Source organism: Protofrankia sp. CiT1, from assembly GCF_917627335.1.
Taxonomy (GTDB): domain Bacteria; phylum Actinomycetota; class Actinomycetes; order Frankiales; family Frankiaceae; genus Protofrankia.
Genome location: NZ_CAKJTP010000081.1, coordinates 11,199 through 19,546, shown reverse-complemented (window position 1 = coordinate 19,546; position 8,348 = coordinate 11,199). Strand labels below are relative to the sequence as shown.

General features: G+C 69.7%; 9 protein-coding genes. 4 read left to right on the top strand and 5 right to left on the bottom strand.

The window, feature by feature from the left end; genetic code table 11:
- Positions 1-1,880, bottom strand: a 1,880-nt coding sequence (locus MJ785_RS13995; RefSeq protein ID WP_239381257.1) for a DUF6603 domain-containing protein, incomplete at its 3' end; no start/stop codon positions are given.
- 11 nt (positions 1,881-1,891) lie between these two features.
- Positions 1,892-2,758, bottom strand: coding sequence for a hypothetical protein (locus MJ785_RS13990; protein ID WP_239346152.1), 867 nt, complete (start codon positions 2,756-2,758; stop codon positions 1,892-1,894).
- A gap of 917 nt (positions 2,759-3,675) precedes the next feature.
- Here MJ785_RS13990 and MJ785_RS13985 point away from each other — a divergent pair.
- The 4 genes from MJ785_RS13985 (at position 3,676) to MJ785_RS13970 (ending at position 4,980) form a co-directional block, all read left to right on the top strand.
- Positions 3,676-3,888 (top strand): prevent-host-death protein, encoded by a 213-nt coding sequence (locus tag MJ785_RS13985; RefSeq protein ID WP_370651446.1) that lies wholly within the window; start codon positions 3,676-3,678, stop codon positions 3,886-3,888.
- Positions 3,878-4,345 carry a type II toxin-antitoxin system VapC family toxin gene (locus tag MJ785_RS13980; RefSeq protein ID WP_239308787.1) on the top strand — a complete coding sequence of 156 codons (468 nt, stop codon included), beginning with the start codon at positions 3,878-3,880 and terminating at the stop codon, positions 4,343-4,345. The genes MJ785_RS13985 and MJ785_RS13980 overlap by 11 nt, the downstream gene beginning before the upstream one ends.
- A gap of 85 nt (positions 4,346-4,430) precedes the next feature.
- Positions 4,431-4,628 carry a hypothetical protein gene (locus MJ785_RS13975; RefSeq protein WP_239308788.1) on the top strand — a complete coding sequence of 66 codons (198 nt, stop codon included), beginning with the start codon at positions 4,431-4,433 and terminating at the stop codon, positions 4,626-4,628.
- Positions 4,629-4,725: 97 nt separating this feature from the next.
- A complete protein-coding gene (locus tag MJ785_RS13970) occupies positions 4,726-4,980 on the top strand; it encodes an Arc family DNA-binding protein (RefSeq protein ID WP_239308789.1) in 255 nt (84 codons plus the stop codon).
- A gap of 589 nt (positions 4,981-5,569) precedes the next feature.
- Here the strand turns inward: MJ785_RS13970 and MJ785_RS13965 are convergent.
- The 3 genes from MJ785_RS13965 to MJ785_RS13955 form a co-directional block, all read right to left on the bottom strand.
- A complete protein-coding gene (locus tag MJ785_RS13965) occupies positions 5,570-7,402 on the bottom strand; it encodes a glycoside hydrolase family 13 protein (protein ID WP_239381255.1) in 1,833 nt (610 codons plus the stop codon).
- A gap of 24 nt (positions 7,403-7,426) precedes the next feature.
- Positions 7,427-7,738 carry a hypothetical protein gene (locus tag MJ785_RS13960; RefSeq protein WP_239308792.1) on the bottom strand — a complete coding sequence of 104 codons (312 nt, stop codon included), beginning with the start codon at positions 7,736-7,738 and terminating at the stop codon, positions 7,427-7,429.
- A gap of 416 nt (positions 7,739-8,154) precedes the next feature.
- The coding region (locus MJ785_RS13955) for a hypothetical protein (RefSeq protein ID WP_239381253.1) at positions 8,155-8,348 on the bottom strand (194 nt) is incomplete at its 5' end.

Genomic DNA, 8,348 nt, shown 5'->3' with positions numbered 1-8,348 from the left:
GGATCCCGCAGCCGCACCAGCGGGCTGGCCACCGCCGCGGGGGCGTGGCCGTGGCCGGTCGTGGCCGCCAGGGCCAGCGGCGGCCCGAGGGGGACGGTCGTCGGGAACCGGAACCGCCGGGCGATCACACACAGCTCGGGGTCGATCGAGCGGGATTCCTTCGGCCCGAAGACGACGGCGTTCGGCGTGAGCAGGAACCCCGCGTCGAACTGTGCGTAGCCGGCGCCGGCCAGCGCACTGGTGGCGTCGAGGGCGAGGAACTGCCCCGGGGCGAACGCCGCGGGTGTCATGGTCAGCGGCGGCTCCGGGTCGCCCGCGCTCACCCGCAGGGTCACCGCAGCGGGCAGCGGGACCCCGTCCATGCGTTGCAGGGCGACCCCGAGCGGCACGGTGGTCTGCGCGAACCGCAGTTCAGCCAGCGGGTGGACGGCGGCGGCCCCATGATCCGGGCCGGGGCGCAGCTCGACCACCGCCGGGACGGGCGCGGTGCTCGCCGTCCAGTTCGACGCGGTGCGGAGCTGGCCGAGCAGGACGTCGAGCGGGGCGCGCGGCTTCGGGAGCTGCGGCGCGTCCGACGAGCCCCAGGTCAGCTCGGGGATGTCCACGTCGACGTCCCACCACAGCACCGAGACGCTGGCGTGGCCGTGGATGCGCCACGGGCTGGGGCCGGAGAGGTGCCCGCTCAGGCCGAGGCTGCCGACACAGAAGTCGGCGCACTCCACGCTCACCCGGGCGGAGAAGTCGACGGCGAAACCGAACGGGTCGAGCTGGATCAGCGCGTCGAACGCGAAATGGCCCGAGATATTGAAACCATCGATCCCGGCCCGCAGTTCGGCACGCGCGCCGAACTGGACCGATTCGGTGGTGACGGCCAGATAGGCCGCCAGCCGGGCGCGCAGCATCGGGCCTGGGGAGATCTCGGTGTGGATCGGTGTCATCCCCGCCATCCCGTCGGGCGGGGTGAAGGCCGGATGGAAGCCGCCAGCGGAGAGCGCGAACAGCGGGTCGTCCCCGGTGCGCAGGCGCAGCCGCAGCTCGCCGTCGACCGGGATGCCGACGATCCGCGAGTTCGCCAGCGTCGCCTCGATGGACAGGCCGTCCCCGGTGATCGTCCCGAAGACGAGCGCTTCGAGCCGGATCAGCGCCGCCTGCTCGAACGGCAGCGTGATGGCGACACGGCCGATGATCACCACCCCGTCGTCGCTGGCGAGGACCGCGATGGTGGCCGCGACCACTGTGGGCGTGCCCCAGCCCAGCTTCAGCATCGGGCCGGCGACCGCGCTGCCCGGCGCGGCCGGGAAGCAGCCGTTCAGCACCGGGAGCAGCCGGTCGGCGCCCACGATCGGGACGCGGGGGAACAGCAGCCGGGACAGCTCCCCGGAGCTGGCCGCGGCCTGCAGGGCCGGGATGTCGGGGCGCCGGCCGAGGCCCACCAGCCCGCCCACGCCCACCAGCGTGAACCCGAACGACAGCTGGACGGGGACGTCGAACTCGGCCGCCAGCAGCGCCACCAGGGACAGGCCACCGCCACTCAGGTCGAGGATGCCGAACCCGCTCACCGCTACCGGCCCGAGCCGGGCCGACAGCGCGCCGGCCCACCGGTCGCCGTCGCGGCGCAGGTAGCCGCTGCCCGTCACACCCGGCAACGTCAGCTCCGCGCCGGCCCCCGCCGGCAGCATCGGTACGGCCCGCATTTCCAGGCCTGGCGGTCGCAGGCGCACGCTGAGCTGGGCCTCGACGCGCGCGTCGTCCACCCGCAGCCGCAGCCCCGGCAGGTCGAGGCCGGCACTGACGCTCAGGTCGACGCTGACAGCGCTCGCGGTCCCGTCGGGGCGCCCGGCGACGTCCAGGGTGCCGACGATCCAGCCATTCCCGCTCATAAGTGACTCCGTCAGCTCGGGCCGAGGGTGAACTGGGGGGACTCGTCCGCCACGAGCACGAGCCGCGGCGAGTACCGGATGTCCGGCGGGCTGAGGGCGACGATCGAGCCAAGCGGCCCGAGCAGGCTCTGCAGGTCGACCTCGGCGTCGAGCCCCGGCCGGCCGCCGTCGCCGCTCAGGCCCACCAACAGCCGCCACAGCGGGTGGTCCGGCGGCTGCGCCGGATACCGCAGGGCCAGCTCGAGCCGCACCTTGCCGACGCTCAGCCGGGCGGCTCCGGCGTCCTGGTCCAGGCCAGGCGTGAGCGCCACGGACAGCCGCACGCCACCGGTGCCGTCGGTGCCTTTGGGTGTGGTCACCGGGCCGCCGAACGGGATGAGCCAGGTGGCGGTCCCGCCAGGGTCGGTCGCGATGCCCACCGTGAGCGGGCCGCCGCCGGATGGGATCTGGACGCCGTCGAGCGCGCCGCTGATCTTGATCATCGAGCCATGCCGCCCGTCGCCCGTCAGGGCAAGCCCAAGGGTGACCGAGGCCTGGACTGCGTCCGGCGTCGTCGGCAGGTAGGTCAGCGTCAGCATCCGGGCCCAGTCGGGCATCTGGCAGGTGCCGACCAGCAGGTGGTCAGGGTCGAGCTCGTGGATCGCCAGCAGGGCGATCACGAGCAGGTTCCACCAGTCCGGCGGGTTGACGAGCTGCTTGAGCCGGTCGAGCTGCTGCTCGGCGAACAGCTTGATGTCGTCCACGAGCCGCTCGGGTGCGCCCTCGGCCTCCTTGAGCAGGTCGCCAAGCCGGTCGCCGCCGTCCCGCGCGGCATCCGCCGCTGCGGTCAGCAGCTGGGTGAGCACGGTGCCGATGGTGTCCGGCGTCGCCGTAGCCATCTGTCACCTCCGTCCGCTGATGGGTCGTCTCATCGGTTCATGGGCGTCTCAGCGCGCCCGGCAAGAGTGATCGATGCCCAGCCCCGGCGGGCGGGCAGGAAGCGTTCCGGCCCGGCGTCAGTCCTGCCGTTATAGCGAATGAAGAACATTTTTTACCTTGATTTGCACGAAATTCTGGCGAAGCTTCCCGAGCCAGCGAAGCCCGTGGCGATCGTTCCTGCCGGCGGCGGTAATCACCCATCGGATCACCCCCAACAGGTATGATCGACAGCTTTCCCGCCAGGCAAGCCTCGCCCTGCGGCAGCTCGTGTCACGTTATGCGCGGCACGGTCCCGTGGCATCGGTGCTGGCACCAACCCGGCCGGACGGAGATATCGCGCATCCGGCAGCTCGCCGACGCGCGTGCTTGGAGGGCTCTGGTGCGTGGTGGCCTCGCCCTGGCCGGGCTGGACTCGGCGGCGTGCTATATGCGCACGTTGTGGACGGGGCCGAGCGCGTCGTGCACAAGCTACGGGTCCCGCGGGCGGAGCGGGTAACGCATCCGCGCTGGCACGGCTGGTCGTGATCCGGGGCGGCGATGAACGTGCCCCAGCCCCGCGACGCCGCGTCCCCTATTGCCGACCGCTAAGAGCGCCCGAGAAGAGGACTGTCCGGCTCGCGGCTCCCCGCGTCCCGTCCGGCCGCGTTGTCGTCAGTCGGCGCCCATCACCAGGACGCCTTCCTCCGCAGCCTCGCCGGATCGGGCACGGCTGAGCCGCTCACTGATCGAACGCCCTGTCCTCGGGCGCTCCAAGCGATCACGTTTGGCGTGGCTCGCGATTTTCGGTGCGGCACGGTGTGGCACTGGGTGCTACGCTGTCGGGGTGGGCGTCCCTGAGATCACGCAGCGGGATCTGCGGTCGAGGTCTCGGGAGATCATGGACGCCGTCGAGCATGGGCAGTCGTTCACGGTCACTCGGGATGGTCATCAGATCGGGCAGCTCGTCCCAATGCGGCGTCGGCGCCGGTTCGTCTCGCGGCAGGAGTTCGCCGCGATGTCGCGCAACGCTCCTGACGCCGATCTGGCGGCGTTCCGCGCCGACCAGGACACGGCGGCTGACCATGAGGCGACGAGCGCCTATGATCGGTGAATCCGCCCGGCAGGGCCTGCTGGACACCAATATCCTGATCCTGCGCCGCTGGGTCAACGTTGCCGAGCTTCCGGACGAGATGGCGATCAGCGTGGTGACACTGGCGGAGCTGTCCGCCGGGCCGCACCAGGTGCGGCGCAACGACGAGCAGGACCTGTACGACGAGCATGCGGAACGGGCGCGGCGGATGGAGATACTCCAGCGCGTTGAGAACGAGTTCGACCCGATCCCGTTCGACGCCGAGGCTGCGCGGGTCTACGGCCGGTTGTCCGCGGCCATCGTCGCCGCGGGTCGCAAGCCGCGTCGCCGGATCGCGGACCTGATGATTGCCGCTACGGCGGTCGCGGAGGGCCTTCCGCTGTTCACCACCAACCCCAGCGACTACACCGGCCTGGAAAGAGGCTTGCGCGTGGTCCCGGTCACGAGGCCGCCTTTGCCCCATGAGAAAGAGCCCTGACCCAGCCAGGGGTGCCGGTAAGGTTGCTGCCGTTGGCGTCGATGGCGGACGTTTTGTGCGTCGCGGCCACACACGGAGGCGACGAGTGGCAAGGGTTCCGGATCGCAGTCAGACCGAGGATCTGAAGATCACCATCGATGCGCGGCGAATCGAGCCGATCGCCACGTCGTTGATCAAAGCGGTCGACCGGCAGCCGGCCGCCGTCGCTGTCCCGGACGCTGGCCGGCACGACGAGGACTCCGAGCAGGAGACCGAGGGGGCGGTGATGATGCATGTTGACTAGTGAGGGGCCCAGGCTCTGGGCGGCCCGGGGTCACCCGCTGACGTTCGACTGCGTGCTCCTGCCTCAGTGAGCAACACCGTTATGATACCATAATGGTATGGCTATGACACTCCGCTTGCCACCCGAGGTTGAAGAGCAGCTAAAGCAGGTCGCCGAATCCGAACATCGCAGCGTGCAACAGACAGTGCTGGTCGCGATAGAGGAGTACCTGTCGATGCGTGAAACCGCCGAGATCCTTGCTGATCCGGCTGCGCTTCGGGGCTTGGCTGAGGCCCGCGAAGCTGAGCAGGCCGGCGATGTGGTGTACAGCATCGAAGCAGCGCGCGCGTTGCTGGCTGAGCGCGAGCGGTGAGCGGCGGCCCCTACGATCTCGGAATGAGCCGGCCGGCCCGGCGGGCTATCTCCGAACTGCTTCCGGAGGACGTTGCCGCTGCGGCTGTTGAATTCATCACCGGACCACTCCTTGAGGCGCCTTACCATATCGGCAAGCCTCTTCGAGAGACGTTGTCCGGATTTTACAGCGCCCGACTTGGTGTCCAGTGGCGCGTGCTGTACCGGATCGACGAATCAAAGCATGCGGTAATCGTGCAGGATATTCAGCCTCGGTCGGCTGCATACCGTCGCCGATAGGGCTTGAGACGGCTCAGCTAAAAATCCCCGGGCGAGTGCCCGTCGATCTATGGGAAGACACGCGCGCCCTGCGCCACCTCGAAGACCCTCGTCAGTCGGGCACACCCGCCCGCTCGCGCCAGCGATCTGACGCTCTCGCCGAGGCTCCTGCCGACGGATACCTTGCCCGCCGGGCGTTGTGTGTGCTTCGCCGTCCGCGATTATCGGCCCACGGTGGATCGCTGAGATCTACGGTCGTCCGCATGACTCTAGACCGCAGGGCGATCTCTCAAATCCCGATCCGGGAAAGCCGTATACATCGTGATCGCAGGTCATAGGTTGAGCGGAGGGGAACGGTGGGTAGCGATTACCCAGGCCGCGGTGTCCGGGGGCAATGTAATCGTTGTGCCGTTGTAGGTTACTGGATTGCTCGCCAGTGCCAGCCGGCCCGGGACCATCAGCTGGACGTGTACATCTGCCGTTGACATAACGCAGGTAACGGTATGACCCCCGATGGGTGGCTGGGCACGCCTACCGTCGTGCATGCCACCGTCGTGGTGTTCGCCTTCGCTGTCGCTCTCTGTTGTGGGGCCAGCCCAACTACTCGGGGGTAGCCGGTCGAAGGCCAGGCAGCCGGGCGGGGTGTCCTCCCGCCACCGCAACGTGTCCGGCACCGACCCGGCGAACGCCGGTAACGCCCGGCGTAACCGCAGCCCCTCTCGGGTGAAAACGAGCGCGGAGGTGGTATCGCCAGCCTGCGCCTCGACGCTGAACGCCACCCAACCCGGCGGCTGGGGCAGCCACGGCGTCACCCCGGGTGGAGCGAAGCCGAACGGCGGGCTTTGCCCAGCCCACGGCATCGGCACCCGGGCGCCGTCGCGGCCGGGGGAGGTGCCGCCGGAACGCCGCCACACCGGGTCCTGGCGCCACTGCGCCGCGACGTCGGCCTGTGGCAGGCAGAGTTCGTCGCCCTGGTAGAGGAAGACAGCGCCGGGCAGGGCAAGCATCGTCAGCAGCGCGGCCCGCGCCCGGCGCATCCCGGCTTCGCCTGCGCCGTACCGGGTCGCTGGGCGGACCACGTCGTGGTTGGCAAGCACCCAGGTCGGCGCGCAGCCGTGCCGGGCGGTGGCGGCCAGATCCGCGCGCACAGCCGCCTGCCACGCCGCGGCCGACCACGGCGTGGTCAGGAGCGAAAACGCGAACGTCAGGTGGAGCTCGTCGGGGCGCACGTAGCGGGCGAGCCGGTCCGGGTCGGCGACCCACGTTTCGCCGACCAGCACCCGGTCCCGGCCATCCCGGTGGTCGTACTCGTCGAAGAGCCGGCGCCAGCCGCGGTAGATCTCGTGGACGCCGTCCTGGTCCCAGACATGCGGCTCGTGCTCGTCTCTGAAGGCGGTGTGGGGGGCGAGCTCCGTACCGGCGGGGTTGTCCCGCAGCTCGGCGTCCTTGACCAGGCCGTGGGCGACGTCGATGCGGAACCCGTCCACCCCCCGGTCGAGCCAGAACCGCAGGGTGCGCTCGTGGTCCTCGCGGACCTGCGGGTGGCTCCAGTTCCAGTCCGGCTGTTCGGCGGCGAACAGGTGCAGGTACCACTGCCTCGGCTGCCGAGGCTGCCCGCTGGGTGGCGGGTCCGGAGGGCCGCCTGATTCGCTGCCTTCCGGCGGCTCGATCGGGAGCCGGGCCCAAGCCGGACCACCGAACACCGACACCCAGTTGTTCGGCGGGAGCGCGCCGTCCGGGCCGGAGCCATCGCGGAAGACATACAGCTGCCGTTCGGGGGAACCGGGCGGGCTGGCCAGGGCCGCCTGGAATGCCGGGTGCCTGTCGCTGGAGTGGTTCGGGACGAGGTCGAGGAGGACTTTCAGGCCGAGGGAGTGGGCATCGCGCAGGAGGGCATCGAAGGTGGCGAGGTCACCGAAGAGCGGGTCGACGTCACGGTGGTCAGCGACGTCGTAGCCGTGGTCAGCCATCGGGGATGGGTAGAAGGGAGTGAGCCAGATCCCGTCCACCCCTAAGTTGCGCAAATAGTCTAGGCGGGAGCGCACCCCGGCCAGGTCGCCAACACCATCACCGTCAGAATCGGCAAAACTGCGGACGTATACCTCGTAGAGGACAGCGTTTCGCCACCACTGGCCGCCGGACGGTATCTCGACGCTGGGTTCCATACCGGCATGAAACCCTACCAAGACTCAGAGTGGAATACGCGGCCTGCATGGGAGCTGCCGCAACGCTACGTAGCGTAGATTGATCTTGATAACTGGGCGTGCTGGCCTCGTGTCGGCGCCGTACTGCCACGTCGCCCGGCCGTCCGGTGCCCAGGTCATCTCCCACACACCCGGCATGCTCTGCACCCGCTTGACCCGTAACCCCGGCCGGAACCGACCCGTGACCAGGTCCGGGACGAACTCGTCGAGCACGACCCGGCGAAACCGCGCCTGCTGCTCGGGGGTGAGCCGCCGGAAATCCTCCAGGAACGTGTCGAGACGCAGGAAGGTGGGCATTTCGCCGGTCAGCCGTCGAGGTCGGCGAACATGTCCTCGGCGCTGTGGTACAGCCGCCCGCGGCCGGCGGCCACGTCCGCCTCCGCCCTACGCTCGCCGGCCTGCCACTCCTCCGTCCAGAAGCCTGCCTCGTCGGGGGCACCCGGGCCAACCGGACGATGCCGTCGCCCACGATGTCGAAGCGGACAAGGTCACCCTCATCAGCGTGCAGCGCCGCCACAACCTCCGCCGGCAGCGGCAACTCACCTGAGGCACGCATGCGAACGGCGTTTATGGTTCCATGATGCCAGCCGTGTGGGCTCGGCGGCGAGCCCGTCGGGCGGGCTGACGAGATCAAGAGGCTGCCGCCGTCTCTCCTCTTCTCCAGATTTTCCGGAGGAATGTGCCGGGATCCGGGACAGAGTCCTGGGCGTTTTCTACACAGGCTGGGTGGGCGGCGAGCCGGCCACGGCGGGACTCATCGGCCCCGAGGCGTCGGGCGCATCGTGTCCGCTGGAGCTTGCCATGCGAACCAGCCTGGCGCTGTCGGCTCCGGACGTCTCCCAATCCCCTATCCGGTTGCCCGTGACCGTGTTGTCCTCGAACACCCCTGCCCCGTTGTCGAACACGT